23 protein-coding genes are annotated in these 24,484 nt (G+C 67.7%); 4 read left to right on the plus strand and 19 right to left on the minus strand.

Annotated features, from left to right (window positions below; all coding sequences use genetic code 11):
• Positions 1-125: 125 nt before the first annotated feature.
• Positions 126-920 carry an aminoglycoside phosphotransferase family protein gene (locus CFB47_RS19290; RefSeq protein WP_089461965.1) on the minus strand — a complete coding sequence of 265 codons (795 nt, stop codon included), beginning with the start codon at positions 918-920 and terminating at the stop codon, positions 126-128.
• Positions 921-1,157: 237 nt separating this feature from the next.
• On the opposite strand from CFB47_RS19290, the gene CFB47_RS19295 reads away from it, so the two are divergent.
• Both CFB47_RS19295 and CFB47_RS19300 read left to right on the plus strand, forming a co-directional pair.
• Positions 1,158-3,287, plus strand: coding sequence for a penicillin-binding protein 1A (locus CFB47_RS19295; protein WP_089461966.1), 2,130 nt, complete (start codon positions 1,158-1,160; stop codon positions 3,285-3,287).
• 8 nt (positions 3,288-3,295) lie between these two features.
• Positions 3,296-3,907 carry a trimeric intracellular cation channel family protein gene (locus CFB47_RS19300; RefSeq protein ID WP_089441489.1) on the plus strand — a complete coding sequence of 204 codons (612 nt, stop codon included), beginning with the start codon at positions 3,296-3,298 and terminating at the stop codon, positions 3,905-3,907.
• Between the two features lie 85 nt (positions 3,908-3,992).
• Here the strand turns inward: CFB47_RS19300 and CFB47_RS19305 are convergent, their stop codons facing one another.
• The 10 genes from CFB47_RS19305 to CFB47_RS19350 all read right to left on the minus strand — a co-directional run bounded on the left by CFB47_RS19305 (position 3,993) and on the right by CFB47_RS19350 (position 13,556).
• The gene (locus tag CFB47_RS19305; RefSeq protein WP_089459125.1) at positions 3,993-4,379 is read right to left on the minus strand and encodes a VOC family protein; all 387 of its coding nucleotides are present in this window, start codon (positions 4,377-4,379) and stop codon (positions 3,993-3,995) included.
• Between the two features lie 107 nt (positions 4,380-4,486).
• Positions 4,487-5,308 (minus strand): heme ABC transporter ATP-binding protein, encoded by an 822-nt coding sequence (locus CFB47_RS19310; RefSeq protein ID WP_089461967.1) that lies wholly within the window; start codon positions 5,306-5,308, stop codon positions 4,487-4,489.
• A 19-nt stretch (positions 5,309-5,327) separates the two neighbouring features.
• Complete coding sequence (locus tag CFB47_RS19315; RefSeq protein WP_089461968.1) at positions 5,328-6,416, minus strand: iron ABC transporter permease; 1,089 nt, start codon at positions 6,414-6,416, stop codon at positions 5,328-5,330.
• 15 nt (positions 6,417-6,431) lie between these two features.
• The gene (locus tag CFB47_RS19320) at positions 6,432-7,349 is read right to left on the minus strand and encodes a hemin ABC transporter substrate-binding protein (RefSeq protein WP_089461969.1); all 918 of its coding nucleotides are present in this window, start codon (positions 7,347-7,349) and stop codon (positions 6,432-6,434) included.
• A complete protein-coding gene (locus CFB47_RS19325) occupies positions 7,346-8,437 on the minus strand; it encodes a hemin-degrading factor (RefSeq protein WP_089461970.1) in 1,092 nt (363 codons plus the stop codon). Before CFB47_RS19325 ends, CFB47_RS19320 begins: the two co-directional genes overlap by 4 nt.
• 49 nt (positions 8,438-8,486) lie before the next feature.
• Entirely contained in the window at positions 8,487-10,754 is a 2,268-nt protein-coding gene (locus tag CFB47_RS19330; RefSeq protein WP_089461971.1) for a TonB-dependent hemoglobin/transferrin/lactoferrin family receptor, read from the minus strand.
• A 235-nt stretch (positions 10,755-10,989) separates the two neighbouring features.
• Positions 10,990-11,217 carry a hypothetical protein gene (locus CFB47_RS19335; protein WP_039350095.1) on the minus strand — a complete coding sequence of 76 codons (228 nt, stop codon included), beginning with the start codon at positions 11,215-11,217 and terminating at the stop codon, positions 10,990-10,992.
• A 200-nt stretch (positions 11,218-11,417) separates the two neighbouring features.
• A complete protein-coding gene (locus CFB47_RS19340; protein ID WP_089461972.1) occupies positions 11,418-11,801 on the minus strand; it encodes a DUF6232 family protein in 384 nt (127 codons plus the stop codon).
• A gap of 124 nt (positions 11,802-11,925) precedes the next feature.
• On the minus strand, positions 11,926-12,186 hold the full coding sequence (locus CFB47_RS19345; protein ID WP_011353838.1) for a DUF2866 domain-containing protein: 261 nt from the start codon (positions 12,184-12,186) through the stop codon (positions 11,926-11,928).
• A 212-nt stretch (positions 12,187-12,398) separates the two neighbouring features.
• Entirely contained in the window at positions 12,399-13,556 is a 1,158-nt protein-coding gene (locus tag CFB47_RS19350; protein WP_089461973.1) for a porin, read from the minus strand.
• A 308-nt stretch (positions 13,557-13,864) separates the two neighbouring features.
• Here CFB47_RS19350 and CFB47_RS19355 point away from each other — a divergent pair, with 308 nt between their 5' ends.
• Complete coding sequence (locus CFB47_RS19355; RefSeq protein ID WP_089459118.1) at positions 13,865-14,671, plus strand: MetQ/NlpA family ABC transporter substrate-binding protein; 807 nt, start codon at positions 13,865-13,867, stop codon at positions 14,669-14,671.
• A 133-nt stretch (positions 14,672-14,804) separates the two neighbouring features.
• Here CFB47_RS19355 and CFB47_RS19360 read toward each other — a convergent pair whose 3' ends face one another.
• The 6 genes from CFB47_RS19360 to CFB47_RS19385 all read right to left on the minus strand — a co-directional run bounded on the left by CFB47_RS19360 (position 14,805) and on the right by CFB47_RS19385 (position 21,655).
• Positions 14,805-15,920 (minus strand): succinylglutamate desuccinylase/aspartoacylase family protein, encoded by a 1,116-nt coding sequence (locus tag CFB47_RS19360; protein WP_089461974.1) that lies wholly within the window; start codon positions 15,918-15,920, stop codon positions 14,805-14,807.
• Positions 15,921-16,146: 226 nt separating this feature from the next.
• The gene (locus CFB47_RS19365; protein WP_089459116.1) at positions 16,147-16,929 is read right to left on the minus strand and encodes an ABC transporter substrate-binding protein; all 783 of its coding nucleotides are present in this window, start codon (positions 16,927-16,929) and stop codon (positions 16,147-16,149) included.
• A 226-nt stretch (positions 16,930-17,155) separates the two neighbouring features.
• Positions 17,156-18,076, minus strand: coding sequence for a LysR family transcriptional regulator (locus tag CFB47_RS19370; protein ID WP_179258961.1), 921 nt, complete (start codon positions 18,074-18,076; stop codon positions 17,156-17,158).
• 221 nt (positions 18,077-18,297) lie between these two features.
• The gene (locus CFB47_RS19375) at positions 18,298-18,891 is read right to left on the minus strand and encodes a hypothetical protein (RefSeq protein WP_089441501.1); all 594 of its coding nucleotides are present in this window, start codon (positions 18,889-18,891) and stop codon (positions 18,298-18,300) included.
• A gap of 214 nt (positions 18,892-19,105) precedes the next feature.
• Positions 19,106-20,494 carry an NCS2 family permease gene (locus CFB47_RS19380; RefSeq protein WP_089441502.1) on the minus strand — a complete coding sequence of 463 codons (1,389 nt, stop codon included), beginning with the start codon at positions 20,492-20,494 and terminating at the stop codon, positions 19,106-19,108.
• A 528-nt stretch (positions 20,495-21,022) separates the two neighbouring features.
• A complete protein-coding gene (locus tag CFB47_RS19385) occupies positions 21,023-21,655 on the minus strand; it encodes a TetR family transcriptional regulator (protein WP_242808569.1) in 633 nt (210 codons plus the stop codon).
• Positions 21,656-21,748: 93 nt separating this feature from the next.
• Between CFB47_RS19385 and CFB47_RS19390 the strand changes: the two genes are divergently transcribed.
• Positions 21,749-22,414: an O-methyltransferase gene (locus CFB47_RS19390; RefSeq protein WP_089461975.1), complete on the plus strand. Its 666-nt coding sequence runs from the start codon at positions 21,749-21,751 to the stop codon at positions 22,412-22,414.
• Between the two features lie 119 nt (positions 22,415-22,533).
• On the opposite strand, the gene CFB47_RS19395 is transcribed toward CFB47_RS19390, so the two are convergent.
• Together CFB47_RS19395 and CFB47_RS19400 are read right to left on the minus strand one after the other, a co-directional pair.
• Positions 22,534-23,070 carry a DUF3455 domain-containing protein gene (locus CFB47_RS19395; protein WP_089459111.1) on the minus strand — a complete coding sequence of 179 codons (537 nt, stop codon included), beginning with the start codon at positions 23,068-23,070 and terminating at the stop codon, positions 22,534-22,536.
• Positions 23,071-23,354: 284 nt separating this feature from the next.
• Positions 23,355-24,470 carry an alkene reductase gene (locus tag CFB47_RS19400; protein WP_089461976.1) on the minus strand — a complete coding sequence of 372 codons (1,116 nt, stop codon included), beginning with the start codon at positions 24,468-24,470 and terminating at the stop codon, positions 23,355-23,357.
• Positions 24,471-24,484 lie beyond the last annotated feature (14 nt).

A 24,484-nucleotide genomic window follows, 5' to 3' on the forward strand; every position in this document is an offset into this window, starting at 1 on the left:
TGGTCGCTCATCAGCAACCGTTTGCCAAATCGATCATGGACGGCGGTTCATGACTGAAAGACACGGATCTTCACGCATTCTTCGGCTGTGCATGATGAATCCGTTCCCACCGCCGACGCATATTGCTATAGACCGAGCGCAGCCGCCGCGAGCGTCGCGACCTGCGATCGCGTATCAGCCGGCAGGCCATCTTCCATCAGCCACACCGCCGACAGACCCGACCACGCGAGAATCCACTGCAACAGCCGGCGCCTGTCGAGCTTCGCCGCATCGGCCACGAGCGTAACGCGCCGCTCGAACCGCACCGGATCGACCGCAACGTCGTGCGAAGGATTGCAGAACAGGTTCGCGTAGTCGAATGCGCGATCGCCGCGCAGCCCTTTCGGATCGATCGCACGCCAGCCGCGATCGCCGAAATGGAGGATGTTGCCGTGATGGATGTCGCCGTGCAGGACGACTTCGTCGACGGGCGGCCCGTCCAGCAGCTGGCGCGCGACCGTTCCCGAGCAACGAAGCACGTCATTGGCTGAAGCGTCAGACAGCAGCGCCTGAAACCAGTCATGCAGCGCCACGACCGAAGGCGGCTCCGAAGCACGATACGCATGCAGCCTCGCGACGACATCGCACGCGATGCGCATCGCATCGTCGTCATGCCCCGATGCCGAAAAACCCGCCAGCGTCGGTTCCGGCTGTGCCCGTTCGAGCAGGACCGCATCGCCGTCGTGCAGCCACACCTGTGCGGCGCCTTGCCCGTTCCACCAGGTCATCAACGCATTACCGCGACGCTCTTCGTCGCACGTAGCGACCTTCAACATCGCCGGCCGCGATTGCCAGACGACCGGCAACAGGCCGCCGCTCGCGGTCAGGATCGGGCCGCCGTCGGGAATGAGGCCCCACAGGCCGAGGTATCGATCGAACATCACCCGATGCTACCGCCGAACCGGCTCGCGCGCAGCACGGTTCGTCCATCGGTGCGTCACGCGGTCGCAGATGCGACGTGAACGGCCCCGGCGCACTTTCCTAAATAAAATTTAGCCAGCCAAACTTTGGCTAAAGAATGTTCCGGTTTCGCGCCATCCCTTCGACAATGCGCGCCTTTCGTGACGGTCGGCGTCTCTCGAACGCAGCCCGTCGCAGCATCGAAGAAGGAGCCCGACATGACCGACCACACCGCATCCCCGCCGCCGCCATCGGCGCCACCGCCACGCCGCCGCCGCGTGTGGCGCACGCTTGCGGGCGCCCTGTTCGGCCTGACGGTCGCCTGCGCCGGCATCGGCGCATGGACGATCCAGCGCATCTGGACGCAGTTGCCGTCCGTCGAGCACCTCGCCGTCTATCGTCCCGCGCTGCCGCTGCGGATCTTCTCGCGCGACGGCGACCTGCTGGCCGAATACGGCGTCGAGCGGCGCGAGTTCGTGCCGCTCGAACGCATCCCGCCGCTGATGCGGCAGGCGCTGCTCGCGGCCGAGGACGCGAAGTTCTACCAGCACGGCGCGGTCGATTTCAACGGCCTCGCGCGCGCGACGTTCGCGAACGTCGTGACGGGGCAGCCGGGGCAGGGCGGCAGCACGATCACGATGCAGGTCGCGCGCAACTTCTACCTGACGCGCGACAAGGTGCTGAGCCGCAAGCTCGCCGAGATCCTGATGGCGACCAAGCTCGAACGCGAATACAGCAAGGACAAGCTGCTCGAGCTGTACATGAACGAGATCTATCTGGGCGAGCGGGCCTACGGTTTCGCGGCGGCCGCGAACGTCTATTTCGGCAAGCCGCTCGACGCGCTGAGCGCGGGCGAGGCGGCCGTGCTCGCGGGGCTGCCGAAGGCACCGTCCGCGTTCAACCCGGTCGTCAATCCGGCACGCGCGACCGCGCGCCGCAACTACGTGCTCGGCCGCATGCATGCGCTCGGCCAGCTCGACGACGCGACGTATCACGCGGCCGTTGACGCACCGATCGCGCTGGCCACCACGCCGCCGCCGGGGATCATCGCGGCGCCGTACGTCGCCGAGCGCGCGCGCCGGATGATGGTCGAGCGTTTCCACGACGATGCCTATACGCTCGGCCTCGACGTGACGACGACGATCTCGATGCGCGACCAGCGCGCGGCCGAATCGTCGCTCGCCCGCACGCTGAGCCGCCAGCCGCGCGCGAAACGCGATGCGCGCAACGGGCTCGAGGGCGCACTGGTGTCGCTCGACGCGGCAACGGGCGACATGCTCGCGCTCGTCGGCGGCGCGGACTTCAACCGCAACGTGTTCGACCATGCGCTGCAGGCGTATCGCCAGCCGGGGTCGAGCTTCAAGCCGTTCGTCTATTCGGCGGCGCTGGAAAAGGGCTACTTCCCGGGCGTGCTCGTCGACGACACGCAGCGCACGCTCACGCATGAGGAAACCGGCGCACGGCCGTGGCGCCCGCGCAATTTCGCCAACAACTACGAGGGCTTCATCCCGGTGCGGCGCGGGCTCATGCGCTCGAAGAACCTGGTGGCGGTCAGCCTGATGCAGGCCACCGACGCGCGCTACGTGCAGCAGCACGCGGTGCACTTCGGCTTCGACGCGCAGCGCAATCCGGCGTCGCTGCCGCTCGCGCTCGGTGCGGGCGCCGTGACGCCGCTCGAACTGGCGAGCGCGTACAGCGTGTTCGCGAACGGGGGCACGCGGATGGAGCCGCGCCTGATCCTGTCGGTGAAGCAGCGTCACGGCGGCGCGATGTACGAGGCGACGGTGCCGGCGGGCGAGCGCGTCGTGTCGGCGCGCAATGCATTCGTGATGGACAGCATGCTGCGCGACGTCGTGAAGTCCGGCACCGCGCGCGGCGCGCTCGCGCTGCGCCGCGACGACGCGGCCGGCAAGACGGGCACGTCGAACGGGTCGAAGGATGTGTGGTTCGCCGGCTACTCGTCGGGCGTCGTCGCGGTCGCGTGGCTCGGCTACGACACGCCGCGCCCGATGGGGCGTGCGACCGGCGCGACGCTTGCGCTGCCGGTCTGGCTCGACTACATGAAGACGGCCGTCGACGGGCGTACGCCGGTCGAGGCGACGCCGCCGCAGGACGTCGCGCTCGTCGACGGCGACTTCGTCTACGCCGAATACACGCGCGGCACGTGCACCGCCGACGTGCCGTCGTACATCCGCAGCCGCTTTGCGTGCGGCGGGGCGGCAGCGGCGGCGGTGGCTGGTGCGTCCGACGTGCGGGGCGACAACGGCAAGCCCATCGAATCGACACCTGCCGCGGTCGATGCGGCCGAGCGCGAGCGCGTGCTCGATCTGTTCCGCACGGATGACTGACGCGCACCATGCATACGCTTTATCTGATTGCAATCGTCGCGGAAGCGATGTCGGGGGCGCTGATGGGCATGCGCCGCGGGATGGACCGTTTCGGCCTCGCGCTCGTCGGCGCGGTGACGGCGCTCGGCGGCGGCACCGTGCGCGACGTGCTGCTTGGCCACTATCCGCTCGGCTGGATCGCGCATCCCGAGTACCTGGTGATCACGCTGGTCGCGGCAACCGTCGCGTCATGGGCCGCACGGCATGTCACGCGAATGAAGACGCTGTTCGTCACCGTCGATGCGATCGGCCTCGCGGCGTTCACGATCATCGGCTGCGACGTCGGCGCGTCGACCGGCACCGCGCCGATCATCGTCGTGCTGGCCGGCGCGATCACGGGCGTCTGCGGCGGGATGCTGCGCGACCTGCTGTGCAACGAGATGCCGCTGATCCTGCGCGAGGAACTGTATGCGAGCGTCGCATTCGTCACGGGCGGGCTCTATGTCGGGATGCAGCATCTCGGCGTCGATGCGGGCTTCGCGACGGTCGTCGCGCTGGCGGCCGGCTTCTCGATGCGGATGCTCGCCGTGCGGCTCGGCTGGAAGATGCGGACCTTCGGCGCGGCGGATCTCGAGCATTGAGCGGGGCGGCGCGCCGTTCGCGCGGCGCTGGGCGACGGCGATGCCGGCCGGGGCGTTTGAGTGAACGCCTCGGCCGAACGGAACGTCAGTCGGCCTGCATCACCTGGAAGACATTGCCTTCCGGATCGATGCCGTCGTACATCGTGTACGCGAACCCGTCGTAGCGCTTGAGATCGCGCACCGTCACGCCGCTGCCGGCCAGTCGATTGCGATGTGCGGCGATGTCCTGGCCGATCGAGAACACGAACTTCACGTGGCTGGTTTCCGCGCGCGCTTCCGTGTGAGCCGCCACCGCGTGGCGGAACGCCGGGCCGGCGAGATGCAGCGCAAGCTCGATGGCGCCTGCGCCGAGCACGACCCACTCGTGTTCGATTTCCTCGATGACGGGTAAATCGAAATACCGTTGGTAGAACGTCTTCAGTGTTGCGACGTCCTGGACATACAGGATGATGCGGGTCATCGGAAGTGGCACGTGGGTCTCCTTGAAGGGAATGCGCGAAGCGCGAATGACGCGTCGTAAAAGTCGTTGCTATCGATCATGCGATGACATCGCGCGGCGCAATGCGCACGCCACACGCGCTACGCCGGCACCATCACCGGCGGCGTACCGTCGCCGGTTTCCACCATCTTCACCGCGAATCCGTAGCACCGCGCGATATGCGCCGGCGTCATCACGTCGCGCGGCGTGCCGTGCGCGACGATCGTGCCGTCGGCGAGCATCGCGATCGTATCCGCATGCCGCGCGGCGAGGTTCGGATCGTGCACGATCGCGAGCACGCCGAGCTGCCATTCGCGTGCCACGGCGCGTACGGTTTCGAGCAGGCGGTGCTGATGCGACAGATCGAGTGCGGCGGTCGGCTCGTCAAGCAGCAGGTAGCGCGGGCCGCTTTCCATCGCATCGTCATCCGGCCACAGCTGCGCGAGCACGCGGGCGAACTGCACGCGCGCGAGTTCGCCGCCCGACAGCGTCGTGACGTCGCGGCCGACGAGCGCCTCGGCGCCCGCGCGTTCGAGCGCGCACCACGCGATGTCGCGATCGCGATGCGACGTCGCACCGCTGCGGCGCGCATGCGGATAGCGGCCGAGCAGCACGATTTCGTCGACGCTGAACGGGAACGCCGGCTGCGCGGCCTGCGGCAGCACCGCGCGCAGGCACGCGAGCCGCGGTGCGTCGATGCGTGCGAGCGGTTCGCCGTTCAGCGTGATGTCGCCGGTCACGCGCACGCCGTTCGGCGCGGCGCCGCCGGTGAGTTCGCCGGCGAAGGTCTTCAGCAGCGTGCTCTTGCCCGCGCCGTTGCGGCCGAGCAGTGCAGTCACGCGGCCGGGTTCGATCGACAGCGACAGGTCGCGCAGGATCGCGTTGTGTCGACGGGCGACGTCGAGGTGATGGGCGGTCAGCATGATCGTCGTGAAAGAAGGGTTAGCCGCCGAGCGCGCCGCGGCTCTTCCACAGCAACCCGAGAAAGAACGGTGCGCCGAGCAGCGCGGTCAGCACGCCGAGCGGAATTTCGGCGGGCGCGGCAACGGTGCGCGCGGCGAGATCGGCGGCGAGCGTCAGCAGCGCGCCGAGCAGCGCGGCGCCCGGCAGCACGACGCGCTGGTCGGGGCCGCACGCGAGCCGCACGCAATGCGGCGCGACGAGCCCGATGAAGCCGATGATGCCCGCGCACGATACCAGCGCGCCGACCGCGAGCGCGACCGCGACGAGCACGCGTCGCTTCAGCCGCTGCACGGGCACGCCGAGGTGCAGCGCCTCGGTTTCGCCGAGCTGCAACGCGTTCAGCGCGTCACGTTCACGCGCGAGCATTACACCGCCGATCGCAACGCACGGCGCGACGGCCGCCAGCGCGGACCATTGCGCGCCGCCGAGGCTGCCGAGGCTCCAGAAGGTCAGCGAGCGCAATTGCGCGTCGTCGGCGACGAACGTGAGGAGCCCGATCGCCGCGCCGACCAGCGCGTTGATCGCGATGCCGGCGAGCAGCAGCAGCGGCAGCGCGAGCCGGCCGCGCGACGCGGCGAGCCGGTAGACGAGCGCGGCGACCGCGAGCGCGCCTGCAAACGCGGCGATGGGCAGCGCGGCCGCGCTCACGTGCGCGGCAAAGAGTGCGGGGCCGATCACGATCATCGTCGTCGCGCCGAGCGCGGCGCCGCTCGACACGCCGACGAGCCCCGGATCGGCGAGCGGGTTGCGGAACAGCGCCTGCATCGCGGCGCCGGTCGCGCCGAAGCCGCCGCCAACCAGCAACGCGAGCGCGACGCGTGGCGCGCGGATGTCGAACAGCACCGCGCGCGCCTGCTGCGCGGCCGCGTCGCCGGTCAGCGCGGCCCAGGCTTCCGCGAGCGGAATGCGATAGGCACCGACGCACAGCGCGACGACGGACATCGCGCACACGAGGCAGGCGAGCGCGGCCAGCGCGAACGGCGCGAAACGGCGTGACGTGCCGATGCGCGCGGCACCGGCGCTTGACGCGGGCGACGATGCGGGGAACGGCGAAGCGTGAGCGGGCATCGGGGCAGTCCGGAATCAGGCGAGCGCATCCGACAGGCGTCGGTGCAGGGTCGTGACGGCGAGCGGCAGGCGCGGGCCGAAGCCGAGCAGGAACAGCGCGTCGAGCGCCACCACACGCTGCGCGCGGCCGGCCGGCGTCGCGCCGAAGCCGGGTGTCGCGAGCAGCGCGGCGCGGCCGCCGACGGCCGCGAGCCCTTCGTCTGAGATCAGCACGATGTCGGGCGCGGCGGCGGCCAGCGCTTCGGTCGTCAGCGGCTTGTAGTGATCGAAGCCCTGCATCGCGTTGCGCGCGCCCGCGTAGCGGATCATCGCGTCGGCGGCCGTGCGCTGGCCGGCGACGAGCGCCTGGTTGCCGGTATGGTTCAGCACGAACAGCACGCGCGACGGCTGCGCGCCGCCGGGCGCACGGACGGCGACCGCCTCGCGCGCGGCCTGCCAGTCGCGGTCGAAACGTTGCAGCAGCGCGGTGCCCGCGTCGCGCACGTCGAGCGCCTGCGCGACGCCGGTGATCTTCGCGCGCACCGATTCGACGTCGTGGCGTTCATCGAACGTCGTGACGGCAACGCCGGCGTGCTTGACTTGCGCGATCGCGGTGGGCGGGCCGGCTTCCGCCGACGCGAGCACGAGATCGGGCCGCAGCGACAGCAGCCCCTCGGCCGACAGCGCGCGCTGGTAGCCGACCTTCGGCAGCCGCTTCGCGGCGTCGGGGTACGTGCAGGTCGTGTCGGCGCCGACGAGCCGGTAGCGCGGCGTTTCCGCGCCGCCGAGCGCGAACGCGGTTTCCGCGAGCGCACCGCCGATCACGACCACGCGTTTCGGCGCGGCCTGCGCACCCTGGGCGAGCACGCTGCCGGGCAGCGCGCCCGCGAGCGCGCCGGCCGCCGCGCTCGCCAGCACCGCGCGGCGGCGCGGATCGAACGGTCGCGCGCTCACCGCGCGCCTCCGCGTGCCGCGGCCGGCAGCGTCGCGACGAGCGCACGCCAGTCGTCGCGTTCCACCTTGCCGGGCTTGCGTTCGCCGAACAGCAGCGCGACGTGGTCGCCTTGCCGATCGAACAGCTCGAGCGACGTGACGATGCCGTCGCTCGTCGGCTTCTTCACGACCCACGCGGCGGCGATCAGGTCCTCGCGCACATGCAGGTTGAAGCCCGGATCGAGCACGTTGATCCAGGCGCCGACCTCGCGTACGTTCGCGACGGGGCCCGTATGGATCTGGATCATCCCGGCATTGCCGACGAACACCATGATCGGCTGGCCGCTCTGCGCGGCCTGCTGGAGCACGTGGCGCAGCGCATGCGCGGTTTCGACCGGATACGCGTGTTGCGGATCGGCGAGCCGCAGCGCCTGCATGCGGCTCACGCCGAAGCGCTGCGTGATGCCGAAGAACTGGTGCGTGTCGGTCATCGCGTCCCACGCGGTGCGGAAACCCGCGACGTCGATCTCGGAGTCGGCGCGCTCGGGCGTTTTCGGCGCGGCGGGCGCGACCTCGAGGCCCGGCTCCTGCGACGGCGCACGCCAGCGCTCGACGAACGCGTCGTACGCGGCGTGGTCGCTGTGCGCGCGCAGGTAGACCTTGTGAATCGCATGACCCTGCGCGTCGAAGAACTGCAGGCTCTTCAGCGGGCCGTGCGCGGTCTCGTCGCGCACCGCGAACGCCGATACCCAGTGACGATAGAAGATGCGCAGGTCGATATCGCCGAGCGCGAGCCCGACGGGGCCATCGTGGCTCATCTGCGCGTATTCGCCATCCTTTTCGTGGACGGCCGTGTCGTTGCGCGTGAGCGCCATCACGCGGCCGAGGCGCGGCATTTCCTCGAACATCGCCGGAAAGCGCGCGTCGAGCCGCACCACGTGCTCGCCGACGAACGCGGCGAGCGCCTCGCCTTCGCTGACGCCGAGCGCCTGCGCGACGTCGCGGTTGCGCAACTGGCGCTCGGTCTTGAGCTTGATGAACGCGTCGCGCAGTGCAGCGGCTGCGCGGGCCGGCGTGGCCGGTTGACCGGGAAGGGCGGATTGCATCATGTCGGACTCCTTCAAGTAACGGTTGGGGTGGCAGCGCGGGCGGTGCGCATCAGAAATCCACTTTCATGCTGACGGCGACCGTGCGACCGGACGACGTATACGCGTCGAGTACCTGCGAATCGGCGGCGATGCCGCGCACGTCCGACCAGTTCCAGTACTTGCGGTCGAACAGGTTGCGGATGCCGATCGTCGCGCTCACGTGCTTGTTGAAGCGGTAGCCGCCGCGCAGGTCGACGACGAACGACGACGGCGGCGAGAAGCACGCCTTGTTCGAGCAGTCGGACTTGTCGATGTCCTTGTCGCGTTTCGCGGCCTGGAACAGCAGGTCGGTCTGCACGTACCAGCGCTCGGTCGGCTCGTAGCGCACGCCGAACACGGCCGAGAACGGGTTGACGGTGTTCAGCGGCTGGCTGGCCGCGCCGTCGTTCTGCGTCGAGCCCTTCGTGAACGCCATCGCCGTCTTCAGCGTGATGCCGTTCGGCATCACCCACTCGGCGCGGCCTTCGAGGCCGTGAATGCGCGCGTCGGCGAAGTTCACGTACTGGAACACGAACGGGTCGGTTGGCCGGCCGCTGCCGGCGATCGTCGTGCGCGAGATGAAGTTGCGGTAGCGGCCCGTGAAGGCGGCGGCGCTGTAGCGCACGACGCCGTAGCCGGTGCCGGCCTTGCCGCGCAAGCCCGCTTCGAACGTGTCGCTCGTCTCCGGCTTCAGGTTCGGATTGCCGATCGACGTGTAGCCGTACACCGGGTTCGAGAAGCTGCTGTTCACCTGGTCGGGCGTCGGCGCGCGGAAGCCGTGCGCGTACTGCACGTACGGGATGACCGCGGGCGTGATCTCGTAGAGCACGGCGACGCGCGGCGACAGTTCGTTCGCGCTCGTCGACACGGCCTTGCCCGTGAACAACGGATCGTTCTCGGTCGGGCTCAGCCGGTACGTGTCGAAGCGCAGGCCCGGCGTGACGAGCAGGCGGCCGTAGCCGATCTGGTCCTGCACGAACGCGCCGAACAGCGTGTAGTCGGTGTCGGGGAACGCCTTGTTCGGGAATGCCTCGCCGACGCCCGGCACCGTGCCGTCGCGCAGGTTCGTCACGCGCGACACGCTGCCGTCGACGCCGTAAAGCAGCTTGTGCGCGAACGGGCCGGTCGCGAAGCCGCTTTCGGCGAACGCGGAGCCGCCGAACGTGCGTTCCTTGTACTGGTTGTCGCGCGAACGCGAAGCCGCCCGGCCGCGCGTCTCGAACGCGTACTGGTCCTGCTTCGCGTCCTGGTAGTAGAACTGCACGTGCGCGGTCTGGAACCAGCGGAACGCATCGTCGCGGAAATCGTAGTCGACGCTGAAGCGGTTGCGCTCGAGCCGGTCGTAGGTCGTGAGGCCGAGCGTGGTTGGCGGGCTGATCGCCGACAGCACGTCGGTGCTCACGCGGCGCTGCACCGTTTCGGCGGCGAACTTGATCGTGTCGCGCGTGGTCGGTGTCAGCACGAGCTTGCCGAGCAGCGATTCCGAATAGACGTCCTGCGGGTTCGACGTGGTGCGCAGCGTGCTCGCCGAGTTGTTGCTGCCGCGCGTGTCGACCTCGTGGCCGCGCCGGCCGTCGGCGATGATCATCCCCTGCACGCGATCGTTGCCGCCCGCGGCCGACACGGTCGCGCCGACGCTGCGGTCAGCCGAGTCGTAGCTCGGCCGGAACGAGAAGTAATAGGGCTTGTTGTAGATCGACAGCAGGTCGCGCGGGTCCTTCGTGATGAAGTTCACCGCGCCGGTCAGGCCGTCGCTGCCGTACAGCGCCGACGCCGGCCCGCGCAGGATCTCGATGCGCTTGAGCGTGTCGAGATCGGCGTAGTCGCCGCGGCCCGCTTCGAGCGGCCCGAACGAAAACGCGTTCGGCAGGCGGATGCCGTCTTCCATCAGCAGCACGCGATTGCCCTCGAGGCCGCGGATGTTGATGCTCGAATCGCCGTCGCGGCCGCCGCCGAGCGCGGCGTTGCCGGGCCGGTACGCGGTGCGGCGCACGGTGACGCCCGGCTCGTAGCGCAGCGCGTCCTTGATGTTGGTGGCCTGCTGTTCTTCCAGATCCTCGTCGGTGATCACCGACACGGACGCTGCCGTGCGGCTCGCGGCCGTGGCGGTGCGGTTGGCCGTGACGGTGACGGGATCGAGCAGCGCCGCGTCGCCGCGCGTGGACGCGGCGACGAGGAGGGTGGCAGGCGGGTTGGCGCCTTGCGGCGTCGAATCGGCGTGAGCCGTGGCGGCGGACAGGCCGAACGCGCCGAACAGCGCGGCACAGATCGGCCGCCGCGCCAGCGTATAGCAATGCACAGGTGGTCTCCCATTGATGATGACAAGCCCGAAGGCTGGCTGGGTGACGCGTTCACCTGGCTGGCCCGCCCGCGCACGGAAGGCGGCGAGCGGCGAATTGAAAGGCAACTGATAACTTTACCAGTGTAAATGAGAATTATTATCAATACAAGAACGGAAAGCGGCTCGCGTGGGTGAGCGCTTACCTGCGCGGCTCGGGCGAGCCACGGCGGGAAATTCGGGAAAAACGCAGGCCCTAGGCCAGCGCTTCGATGCGAATCAGCAGGTTGCGCGCATGCGTGATGAACGCGTCATGCGTCGCGCGATCGCCGTGGCCTTCGAGGCCGGCCTGCTCGGCGAACGCGATCTGTTCGGTGTAGAGGTCGACGAGCGCTCGGCGTGTGTCAGGGGGAAGCGCGCGGATCATCGACACGATCAGCAGTTCCTGCGCGCGAAGCGTGCCGGACAGCGTCTGGACGTTCATGCTGGCCTCCATCGGACAATGCGGCGGCGAGCCGCTCTTTCCATACTAGGCGGTCGGCGGTCGCCGCGCAGGCGCGGTGTGGGCGACGGGGAGGCGGAATGCGATTCGACGGGGCAATCGACGCTGCCGTTGCGCGGCGCGAAACGCGCCACGCGTGGCCGGCGCACCGCGAATCGAAGCGTGCCGGGAAGCGAACGGAATCAGCCGGCGGCTTTCGCGGCCTGCGCATCGCGCACGACCTGCGCGACGCGTTCGACGAACTCGACGTCGACGCTCGACAGCGCTTCGCGCTTGCCGTCGGGCATCTCGACCATCAGGCGATACGTGACGTCCTGCGTGGCCCACGCAAGGTAGCCGACGACGACGAGCATCACGCCGATGACGAGCGCGGCGCTCGATCCGGCGATGCCGCCTGCGACGGCGACGGCCGCGCCGATCAGCGAGATCAGCGACGGCACGAGGCGGTTCTTCGGAATCTTGACGACGTCGACCTGGCGGATGTCACGGAGTGCGAATACCTGCCCGGCGGCCGACAGGCCGTTGCGCGTGATCATCACGCCCCGTTCGTTGAATGCGTTTTCCATCGTGTGTTGCGTGGACGAAAACGCGCAGCGTAGCAGGTTTCGTTGCGGTATCAAACGAGACCGACTGCCGCACGATGCGTGCGGCGCGAGTGATACCAGGGAAGCGGATGAAGCGGGAAGGCGCTCAGAACTGCAGGCGGCCGTCGCCGTAAAGCCTGCCCGGCACGTGCGAGGCGACGACCTCGGCGATCTCTTCGTCGGTCGATTCGGCCGGCACGATCTGGCGCCGCGCGGGCGCGTCGAGATGCATCGTCCATTCGACGAGGCGATACGGCCGGCCCCACGGGCGCTGCATTTCGACCGATACGCGGCAGCTCTGGACCGGCATCGAGTGTTGGCACGTCAGAATCGCGTGCAGATGGCTGAAAACGGTATCTTCGATCATCATGGCCTCCGATCCTGTCTTGTCTTGTGGGCAATCGATGGCGGCGCCGTCGGCGGTTCAAAAAAAAAGCCGCCGATGTTCAGGCGGCCAACAGGGGGGGTGAGAGCATCCTCTCAGCCCAGAATTAAGCGAAACTTAAAAGCCCATAAAAAAGCGCCCCGCGTGGAGCGGGGCGCTTCTTGCCGTCGTGATCCGCGAGTTAAGCGGATGCTTTAGAACTTGTGACGGATACCGATACGTGCGGCGATCTGGTTCTTCGAACCCGTGCCCGACGTATTGAAGTAGCTCGTGCTCGAGCCGATCTGCGCTTGCACGCCCTTGCCCGACGCTTGCTGGTACACGACCAGGCCGTACACGTCCGTACGCTTGCTGAGTGCGTAGTCGGCGATACCGTTGACCTGGTTCCAGTGCCACGAGTTGCCGCTTTGCGTCGCGTTCGTGTACGTGTAGCCGAGGCCACCCGACAGCGCCGGCGTGAATGCGTACTTCGCGCCTGCTTCATACGCGTTGTAGAACGTGCCGCCCGCGCCCGACACGGTCGAGAACTGCGTACGCGTCCACAGCAGCCATGCCGTTGCCGGGCCCCAGACGTAGCGGCCACCGACGCCGTACGTGCGCAGGTCGCGGACGTTGCCCGTTGCGATATTCGCGATCGTCGTCGAGAAGGCCGGCGCCGACTGGCTCGGGAAGCGGATGTCCGTGTACGCCGCGCCCAGCGAGAACGGGCCGTTCGCGTAGTTCAGGCCGAAGCTGTATGCGCGCGACGAGCCTGCCGTCGTCGTCGTGCCCGTCGTCGTCGCCGGTGCGCCTGCGAAGTCCGTCGAGTTCGAGAAGCCGTACAACGCGCCGAACGTGAAGCCCGAGTAGTTCGCGCTCTGGAACTTCACGGCGTTGTTGATGCGGCTCGACGTGAGCTGGTCGAGGTCGTTCACGTGGTACGCGTAGTTACCCGCGACCGTGTTGCCGCCCGTCGAGTAGTTCGAGCCGAGGATGTCCGTCGAGAACGAGTACTGGCGGCCGAACGTGACCGTGCCGTATTGCGACTGGCTCAGGCCGACGTAAGCCTGGCGGCCGAAGATCGCGCCGCCCTGGCCGAGCGTGCCGTTACCGCTGTTGAAGCCGTTTTCGAGCACGAAGATCGCCTTCAGGCCGCCACCGAGGTCTTCGGTGCCGCGCAGGCCCCAACGGCTGCCCTGGGCAACGCCGTCGTCGTACTTGAACAGCTTGCCCGTACCGCCGTTGGCGGTCTTGCTGTGGTTCACGTAGCTGATACCGGCATCGATGACGCCGTACAGGGTCACGCTGCTTTGTGCGTGTGCGGTGCCGGCCGTTGCTGCCAGAACGGCGATGGTCAACAGTTTCTTGTTCAAAGGATTCTCCGAGCGAATAAATGGCGTGTCCAGTTGCGGTTCCGGCGCTCTCTATGGGCGCTTTCACGGACCGGCGGCAACTTTATCGAGGGGCCACGTAATGAATATGACAGCGACTGTCATATGAAGAATCTGTGGCGTCGATGCGACACCGAATTCTGCCCGGTTGTATAGTCGGTGGTTATACCGATTCAGACTGAGATTCGTCCGAAATCAGGAATATGTACATGAAATAAGCTTGGTTGGCGGCGTTCCGGCCCCATGCCACGATCCGTGTTCCAACAAACGACACGGGACAAGAGGTCACCATGCGACGTTCATTCCTGACCGGCCTCGGCGCACTTGCCGCCGCGCTGGCATTCGCGGCGCCCGGCGCCCACGCCGACTCCCAAACGCTGAAAATCGGCACGATGAGCGGCCCCGACGCGCAGATCTGGACCGAGGTGACGAAGGTCGCCGCGCGCGAAGGTCTCGCGATCAAGGTCATCGAATTCAACGACTACGTTCAGCCGAACGCGGCGCTCGATGCCGGCGATCTCGACGCGAACGGCTTCCAGCACCAGCCGTTCCTCGACAGCCAGATCAAGCAGCGCGGCTACAAGATCGTCAACGTCGGGCTCACGTACACGGCGCCCATGGGTTTCTACTCGAAGAAGATCAAGTCGCTGAAGGACTTGCCGGTGGGCGCGAAGGTCGGGATCCAGAACGATCCGTCGAACGGCAACCGCGCGCTGTTGCTGCTGCAGAAGTACGGGGTGATCAAGCTGAAGCCGGGCGTCGGCGCGAACGGCGTGAATGCGACGCCGCTCGACATCGCCGAGAACCCGAAGAAGATCAAGATCGTCGAGCTCGATTCCGCGCAGCTGCCGCGCGCGCTGCCCGACGTCGATGCCGCGTCGATCAACACCGACTACGCGGTGAAGGCCGGGCTTACGCCGGTGAAGGATGCGATCGCGATCGAGGATCTGCGCGGGCCGTACGCGAACCTGATCGCGGTGCGCGCACAGGACAAGGACAAGCCGTGGGTGAAGAAGCTCGTCGCGGCCTATGAATCGGACGACGTGCGCAAGTTCATCGACCAGAAGTTCGGCGGCGCGATCATCCCGGCGTTCTGAACGTTTTCACGTACCGGATGGCCGAAGATCGACGATCCGGAAAGCCAATCGCCCGCGCAAGCGGGCGATTTCGTTGGTGCGGGCGGGTATGCGCGATACGTGCGCGCCGTGCTCCGGCGCGCACACCGGCCGCTCAGGCCGACAGCAGCGAACCCGTGCGGATCGCGGTCGCGCCGGCAATCCGCGCGACTTCCATGCCGGCCGTCGCGAAGCGTACGATCTGGCGCGCGTACAGCACGCCCGACACGCTGCTCTTCAGCGTGACGACGCGATCGGTCAGCGGATCGACGATGTCGGCCACGGCCTGGCCGGCCTCGATCATCACGCCCACCGGCGTGCGGAACACGATCACGCCCGACACCGGCGCGACGAGCGGATCGGTGCCCGCGAGCGGCGTGGCCGGATGCGCGAGCGGCGGCAGCGGCGCCGGCGTGCCGTCGACGATCCCGCGCTCGGTCAGGTATTCGACGATCGCCTGTGCGTCCTTTTCGGCGAACTCGTACGACACGTCGCGCTCGCTGCGCAGTTCGATCGTGACGGAAATCGCGCCGTTCGGGATCGGGAAGCGGTCGCCGAAGCGGTTGCGCAGGTCCGACCAGCAGAAGCTGTGGATTTCGTCGAACGGGTTGCCGACCGAATTCAGCGCGAGCAGCGACGCCTGTGCGTCCAGGTAGCGCGACAGCGGCTCGACGTCCGGCCACAGATCGGGATTCGTGTAGAGGTGCATCACCGCATCGCTGTCGCAGTGCAGGTCGAGCACGATGTCGGCGTCGAACGACAGCTTCTGCAGCGCGAGGCGCTGCGAGTCGAGCTCGGTGCGCGGCTTCTGCTCGTCGAGCGCTTCGCGCATCGCGGCGCGCACGGCGACGAGGTTGTGCTGCGCGTCGTTCGTGAGGCGGTGTTCGACGCGCGGCAGCACGAGCGCCGCGAGATCGTAGAAATTGCGGTTGAAGTTCTGCATCGAGCCGAGCTCGAAGCGGCCGAGGTGATCGCCGAACACGTGTTGCGACAGGCCGATCGGGTTTGGCACCGGCACGATGACGACTTCGCCGCGCAGCTTGCCGGCCGTCTCGAGCGCGGCGATCTTGCGGCGCAGCAGCGTGGCGACCAGCATGCCGGGCAGTTCGTCCGCGTGCAGCGACGACTGGATATAGACCTTCTTGCCGCCGCGCGGGCCGTAGTGAAAGCTCGCGATCTGGCGTTCGGTACCGACGGCGGGGGAAATCAGCGGATGGGTCTGCGTTTGCATGATGGGGGAGTGCGGCGCAGCCGCGAATGATCCGGTGTGCGTGGAAGATCGATTGTACGTTGCCTTCCTCGCCGCCATCAAACCGGCGCCAGAACACGCCGTTTCCCTTTGAGAATCATCAGGTTGGGGCGGAAAAAATAACGCTGCCGGCACGGGCCCGCGCAAAAAAACGGGCTCCTTGCGGAGCCCGTTCGTGCCGAGGCGAAGCGTATGCTTGCCGGGCGGATTACTTGCCGTAGACGTCGAAATCGAAGTACTTCTTCGCGATCTTGTCGTACGTGCCGTCCTTGCGCATGCCGGCGATTGCGCCGTCGATCTTCGCCTTCAGGTCGGTGTCTTCCTTGCGCAGGCCGATGCCGGCGCCGTTGCCGAGCGTCTTCGGATCGTCGATGTCCTTGCCGGCGAAATCGAAGTTCGCGCCGCGCGGGGTCTTCAGGAAGCCGATTTCAGCTTGCACCGCGTCCTGCAGCGCGCCGTCCAGACGGCCCGAGATCAGGTCGGCGTAGACCTGGTCCTGGTTCTGGTAAGGCACGACGTTCACGCCCTTCGACGCCCAGTACGTCTTCGCATAGGTTTCCTGGATCGTGCCCTGCTCGACGCCGACCGACTTGCCCTTCAGCGATTCGGCCGTCGGCTGCAGGTTCGCGCCCTTCTTCGTGACGAGGCGCGTCGGCGTGTTGAACAGCTTCGCCGAGAAGGCGATCTGTTCCTGACGCGCCGGCGTCATCGACATCGACGACAGCACGCCGTCGAACTTGCGGGCCTTCAGCGCGGGAATCATCCCGTCGAAGTCGTTTTCGATCCACACGCACTTCGCGTTCATGCGGCGGCAGATTTCGTTGCCGAGGTCGACGTCGAAACCCACAACCTTGCCGTCAGCGCCTTTCGATTCGAAAGGCGGGTAGCTTGCGTCGACGCCGAACCGCACGGTCGTCCAGTCCTTCGCATACGCGGTGCCTGCCGATACGGCGAGCAGGGCTACGGTCACAGCCGCAAGAATCTTTTTCACTCGGTGACTCCTCGTTTTGTTCGATGGGTGCGCGGTTGTGCCGCGCCGTAAGCCTTCGGCCCGGCGCGGCTTCGCGTCGGACAGTCCGTTTCGCCCGCCCGATGGGGGCGCGCGACGTGCGGAAGATTATCAAGACAAAATACCGGCGGGGCGCCTAGGACAAGCCCCGATACCGGGCCCGGCGGCGGCGCATGAGGGGCGACGCCGTTTCAGACACAGGAACGATTCAGCCGAGCGTTTCGTTGACCGCGCGCTGCAGGCACGTGACGAATTGCGTGACGGCGGGCGTGGGCAGCAGGTCGCGCCGCGCGATGATCGACAGGTCGAAGCGCGGCATGGTTTCGTCGAGTTCGGCCGTGCGGATGCCCAGCGGCGCGACCATCGCGGCGAGCGGGCGCGTGAAGCAGCCGATCACGTCCGAGCGCGCGACGAGCCCGAGCGTCACCGCGAACGACATCGGCGAGCGCAGCAAACGTTTGGGCAGCGGCAGCCCGTGCGCCTCGAACATCCCGACCATCACACTGTGCGGAAACTGCTCGGCGCCGACGGTGACGATCCACTCGGCATCGAGTAATTCCTCTAACCGGCGCGTATGCGCAAGCGGGTGGCCTTCGCGCATCACGACGGTGAATTCGGTCGACAGCAGCGGCAATTGCGTGAAATCGCGGTCGAGCGCGGGCACGTGGTGCATCGCAGCGATGTCGAGCGTGCCGTTGCGCAACTGCGCGAGCGCGTCGGGCACCGTCACTTCCTCGAGATGCAGGCTCACGTTCGGCATCGACTGGCGGAACGCCGTCACCGCGTGCGGCAGCGCGGTGAGCGCGATCGACGGCATCGTGCCGACCGCCACGCGCCCCGACATCTCGCCTTTCACCTGCTCGACGGCCTCGACCGTGCGGCGGATATCGCCGAGCAGTTGCTCGGCGCGCGGCAGCAGCGCATGGCCGCACGCGGTCAGCTCGACGCCGCGCACGCTGCGCGCGAGCAGTTCCGCGTTGAGCGCCGTTTCGAGCTCGCGGATCGTATGCGTGACCGCGGGCTGCGTGACGCCGAGTTCGCGCGCGGCGGCGCGCAGGCTCTTGTGATGCGCGGCGGAGACGAACGCCTGGAGCTGCGCGAGGTTCAGGGGGTTGCGGATGCGGGTCATCGATCGGGTCCGGTTGGCGCGATGCTGTGGCGGAAGACGGGTTGCGGCGGAATTTGATGGCAATCCTGACGGTTGCGTGCGCATGGGTTTACGGCGCCGTGGCTCGGGCAGGCGGCAGGTGCGGTCGAGGCCGCGACGGCGCTCGTCGCCGGGTTGGTCGTGATCAAGCCGTGTTGATGCGGATAGCCTGCACGTGCCGCAATGGCAGGTGCGGCGACGCCCTACGCCAGCGCCATTTCGACAGCCGTCAGCGTGCGGCGTCGAATCCAGCCGCTCGCCATCCGGATCGCGAGCCAGTACGGCATGAACAGCAGCCGCGTGCGGGCGGTCGGGCAATGCACGAAGGTTTCGGTGCGCAGCAGGTGCGCACCCGACGCGAGCCCGACGACTTCGAAGCGGAGCACCAGCTTCGCATCGCGCGGATCGTCGTGCCGCACGAACGCCGCCGCGTCGGCGATCTTCAGCACGCCGAGGTCCGGGCGCCAGAAGCGGCCGACGAGGCCGAGCGACAGCGACGTTTCGTCGCGATGCAGCGGCGTGAACGCATGGAGGCCGAAGCGTTCTCGTTCGACGCGTGTGGCGCCGGAGCGCAGCGATGCGGCAACGGCTGCCGGGAATTCGCGGACGTTGAGCAGCGCGTCGACGATCGGATCCGTGCGCATGTCGAGCGTGGCGACCGTGTCGATGATGCGCGCCGGCGCGGCATCGATCGGCTTCGATTCGTGCACTTCGTGGAAGCCGAACGACGGGATGAACGGCGGCTTGCGCGCCGACGTCCGGGTGCTCGATTCGGAGACGATGCCGAGCGCGTTCATGGGGGCTCCCGAAGGCAAAGCCCGATCGTAGCACCGGGGGCGGATTCACGCCGCACCGTTTCCGCGATGCGCGCCGCACTGCGCCCCATCAACAAAAAAAGCCCGGAAACTTGCGTTCCCAGGCTCGGAGACCATCAACGATGATGGTGGAGGAGACGATGTCGTCCCGATGCGCGCCGTCCTTCTGCCGGCGACGTCGCGCACGATTCGCTGATCAGATCGCCCAGCCGCCGAGATAGAACGTGACGAGCACGGCCGCGATGAGCACGGTGCCGACGTTGAGCTTGCGGAATTCGCCGCTGGCGATGCGGCCGATCACGAGCGTCGAGAAGCCGAGCATGATGCCCGTCACGATGTTCGCGGTCAGCACGATGAACACCGCGCACACGAGGCCCGACATCGCGTCGACCATGTCGTCCATGTGCAGCTTGCTCACGCTGCCGAGCATCAGCAGGCCGACGTACATCAGCGCCGGTGCGGTGGCGTACGACGGCACAAGGCCCGCGAGCGGCGAGAAGAACATCACGACGAGGAACAGCAGGCCGACCACGGCGGCCGCGAGGCCCGTCTTCGCGCCGGCGGCCACGCCGACGCTCGACTCGATGTAGGCTGCCGCCGGCGCACCGCCGAGGAAGCCGGAGAAGATCGAGCTGAGCGAATCGGCGGTCAGCGCACGGCCGCCGTTGATGATGCGGCCGTTCTCGTCGAGCTGGCCGGCCTGGCCCGCGACCGCGCGGATCGTGCCGGTCGCGTCGAACACGGCGGTCATCACCAGCGCCAGCACGCTCGGCAGCACGGCCATCGACAGCGCGCCCTTGATGTCCATCGCGCCGATCAGCGACGCATGGCCGGGTGCGCTCAGCGACGGCAGTGCGAAGATGCCGTGGTATTTCACGCTCGGATCGAAGATCAGGCCGAAGATCGAGATCGCGATCACGACGAGCAGGATGCCGCCCGGCACGCGACGCTTCTCGAGGCCGAAAATCGCGGCGAGGCCGACGATCGACATGATGACCGGGAACGCGGTGATCTGGCCGAGCGAGACCGGCAGGCCGGCGCCCGGGTTCTTGATCACGAGGCCCACGTCGTTCGAGGCGATCAGCAGCAGGAACAGGCCGATGCCGATCCCGGTGCCGTGCGCGACGCCCGCGGGCAGGTTGCGCAGGATCCACGAACGCACGCCGGTGACCGAGATGCCGGTAAACACGAGGCCCATCAGGAACACGGCGCCGAGCGCGACCGTCGGCGACAGCCCCTTGCCGAGCACGAGGCCGAACGCGGTGAACGCGGTCAGCGAGATCGCGCAGCCGATCGCGATCGGCAGCTTCGCCCACAGGCCCATCAGCAGCGAACCGAACGCGGTCGTGAGGCACACCGCGACGAACACGGCGCTCGTGTCGAAGCCGGCCTTGCCGAACATGCCGGGCACGACGAACACGGAATAGACCATCGCGAGGAAGGTCGTGACGCCGGCGATGATCTCGCGGCGCTGCGTGCTGCCGCGCGACGAAATGTCGAAGTACCGGTCGATGACTCCCTTGGTGCCAAAGTCAGTTTCTTCCGCGCCGACGCCGACCGTCGGCTGCACCGGGGTATCACTCATGAGCTTGCTCCTTTATCAGCATGCTGAAACGGCCCGTAGCGAACCGTCGTCAGGGTGTCTCGTATCTAGTTGGGATTGTCGGCAACGTCGTGGGGACGAATGACGCGTGATCCGTGTCGTTACGTGCGAATCGAAACGATCGCGAGGGTGTCGCGTCGTGCGACGCGTGGTGGGCTCGACCCCGTCACGTGTGCTTTGCCGTAGCGAAGGTTAGGCGAACCGCCCATCACGTCCCATTGGGGGAAGAGCATGCAGCGCATGTCTCAGCGCTTATATCGGCGTGCAACGGGGCTTCGTCGTGTCGACACGCGTGTATACGCCTAGTTCGAATCCGTTAAGGCGATTATTTGAATGCGGAGTCGGCGGGCAGGGGGAAGCGGAAGAGGCATCGAAAATTACAAGTGTCTTTCATGGTGACTGGGCAGGCCGGCGGAAACAGGGGCCGGTGGCGGGGGCCGCCGCCGCGCGCAACCTGCATTCGGACGATGGCGCTGTCGCGCCGAGGCGATTTTCGTCGTCGCCCCGGCCTCAATTGTGCGCGAGATGGTCGAGATAGGCGCGGAACATGTCGGCCATCGCGTTCGAATACGCGTCGATTTCATCGGGCGAGCGCTCGCTTTCCGAAAACGCCTTGCCGGCCGCGGTGAGCGTGGTGACGATCAGGTCGCAGGCCAGTTCGCGCGTGGCGTCCGGTGCATCGGGCAGCGCCTCGCGCATGAACGCCTGGAAGATGCGGTTGCCGGCCGCCTTCGCTTCGTGTGCCTCGGGCGCGTTGCGATAGAGCGGCGCGGCGTCGTCGAGCGCGATGCGCATCCGCGCCTCGTCGCATTCCGAACGGATGAATGCGTGAACGGCCGTGCGCAGCCGCTCGGGCGGCGTGCGGTTCACGTCCTCCAGCATCCCGCGCAGCATCTCGGCCGTCTGCCGCCACTCGTCATGCTGCAGCCGGAACAGCACGGCCGCCTTGTTCGGGAAGTACTGGTACAGCGAGCCGACGCTCACGCCGGCGCGCTCGGCGACGCGCGCCATTGTGAAGCGCTGCGCGCCTTCGGTCGCCAAAACCTGAACAGCGGCCTGGAGGACGGCCTCGACGAGCTGGGTCGAGCGAGCCTGCCGAGGCTGCTTGCGCGTGGCAATCCGGGCGTTCGAGCGGTCGGTCATGCGTGGCTGGCCAATGCGAATAGTAAAACCTGAATAGTTCGTCATATTCTAGCCAGGTGCACCGACGCACTCAACCTGAACCCGGAGATACGCATGACCACCCTGACGCTCGACCCGCTGGCCTCGCTGCTGGCACGCCTGTTCGACGAAGCCGACGCGTCGTCGCCCGCGACGAGCCCGGACTTCGCCAGCCTGTCGCGCGACGAGCAAGCGCGGCTGATGCGCAGCAGGACCGACTACACCGACTTGTATGCGCGCCTGAAGGACTATCCGCTCGCGGTGTCGCGCGAGACCGGCACGCTGCTGTACATGCTTGCGCGCAGCGGCGGCGCGCGGTCGATCGTCGAATTCGGGACGTCGTTCGGCATTTCGACGCTGCATCTCGCGGCCGCGCTGCGCGACAACGGCGGCGGGCGGCTGATCACCAGCGAATTCGAGCCGTCGAAGGTCGTGCGGGCGCGGGCGAACCTGGCGGAGGCCGGGCTGGCCGATCTCGTGGAGATTCGCGAGGGCGATGCGCTGCGCACGCTGGCCGCCGATCTGCCGGATTCGGTCGACCTGCTGTTGCTCGACGGTGCGAAGGCGTTGTATCCCGCGGTGCTTGCTCTTGTCGAACAGCGGTTGCGGCCCGGCGCGTTCGTCGTTGCCGACAATGCCGATTTCAGCCCCGACTATCTCGCTTACGTGCGCGTACCGGAGAACGGTTATTTGTCGGTACCGTTCGGCGGCGATGTCGAGTTGTCGATGCGGATCGGCTGAGCTTCGCAGTACCTGATGACGGCAGGCATCCTTTCATCAAAAATAGGATAACTGATCAATGTGATACGAGAGGATGCCGCCGCTGCGACGGCACCCGGTGCTTCGGGCGCCGCCATGCGTTACTTCAGGAACACGTAGCGCGCGAAATACGGGAAGCGGCCGACCGCATGCTCGGTCGAACACGCTGCATCCGGCGGCATGCCGCCCGCGGTATCGAGCCGCTGCACGAAGCGCACGCCGGTGAGCGTGCCGGCCGCGGCCTTCGCGTCCGTTGCGGCCGGCGTCGCGGCGAGCAGGAGTTGCGGAATGCTGCCCGGGCGTGCGCTCGGCGCTTCCGCGAGTTTTTTGCCGGTGATGCGGCTGCCGTCGAGCGCCTCCCATGACGGCCCCGTGCCGTGCCGGACGACGAGCGTGCCGCTCGCGTCGAACAGCATCGCTTCCGGGTGCTGGAACACCCATGCGAGCTTGTGTCCGGCATCGTAGTCGCACGTGTAGACCTGTAAGCCAGCCGCGGTCGTCGACAGCACGGGCGTGGCCGGCTGGGGCGGCGCGAGGCCGGCGGCGTCGTCGGCGCGGGCGGACGACGCGCAGAAGGCGAGTGCAACGCAGGCCGCGGCGGCCGGCAGCATGGGGCGTTTCGGGAAGCGGCTTCGCATGGCGAGGCATCCTTTCGGGGCGGGTGACGGGTATTCGTCGACGAACCCGTCAACGCTAGACGCTAATTGCACCGGCTGCAATGCGCAAATGGCAATCGTGCCGATAGCCGTTGCGATTGCGCGCGGCCCGGGATGCGCGGCCGTGGGTTGACGCGGCCGCGCCTGCCCGATTCAACCTCAGTCCGAGCCAACTGGCGTTGGTGCCTGCGTGGCCGCGAACGGCAGGATCGCGGCGAGCGCGATCCGGGCGAGCGTTGCTTTCACGTGTGGCCCCAGCGGGTGCGTCAGGCCGCGGCTTGTGCCAGCGTCGGATAGTCGGTCAGCCCGCGCTCGCCGCCGCCGAACAGCGTGTTGCGGTCGTGCGGTGTGAGCGCGGCACCGGTGCGCAACCGCTCGGGCAGGTCGGGGTTCGCGACGAACGGGCGGCCGAACGCGACGAGGTCGGCCCAGCCGGCGGCGATCGCTTCGCGTGCGCGCTCGGCGGTGTACGCGCCGGCGTAGATCAGCACGCCCGGGAACGCGGCGCGCAGTTGCCGCTTGAATTCGACCGGCATCAACGGCGCGTCGTCCCAGTCGGCTTCCGCGATGTGCAGGTAGCCGACGCCGAGTTCGCCGAGCAGCTTTGCCGCGGCGAGGTAGGTCGTTTCCGGATCGTCGTCGACGCAACCGTTCAGCGTCGTCAGCGGCGCGAGGCGGATGCCGACGCGCGATGCGTCGCCCGTGCCTTCGATCAGCGCCTGCGTGACTTCGCGCAGGAAGCGCAGCCGGTTTTCGAGCGAACCACCGTACGCATCGGTGCGCGTGTTCGCATTCGAGTCGATGAACTGGTTCACGAGATAGCCGTTGGCGCCGTGCAGCTCGACGCCGTCGAAGCCGGCCTCGATCGCATGGCGCGCGGCGGCGCGATATTGATCGACGATCTCGCCGATTTCGTCGATCGTCAGCGCGCGCGGTTCGGACGCCTGCACGAAGCCCGGCGTGCTGCCGTCTTCACCCGCGATGAACACGTTCACGCCTGTCGCCTGGAGCGGCGACGACGACACCGGCTGCCGGCCACCGAGCAGGCTCGTGTGGCTCAGCCGGCCGACGTGCCACAGCTGCGCGAAGATCCGGCCGTGCGCGGCATGCACGGCGTCCGTCACCTTGCGCCAGCCGGCGACCTGCGACGGCGTGTGAATGCCGGGCGTCCACGCGTAGCCCTTGCCGAGCGGCGCGATATAGGTGCCTTCGCTGATGATCAGGCCCGCGCTCGCGCGCTGCGCGTAGTACGCGGCCATCAGTTCGTTGGCTTCGTCGCCGGGCTGGCTGGCGCGCGAGCGCGTCATCGGCGGCATCACGATGCGGTTCGGCAGCGTCAGCGCGCCGAGTTGCAGCGGTTGGAAAAGCGGGTCCTGGGTCATGGTGTTGATGTCCT

Source organism: Burkholderia sp. AU27893, assembly GCF_002223205.1.
Lineage (GTDB): Bacteria > Pseudomonadota > Gammaproteobacteria > Burkholderiales > Burkholderiaceae > Burkholderia.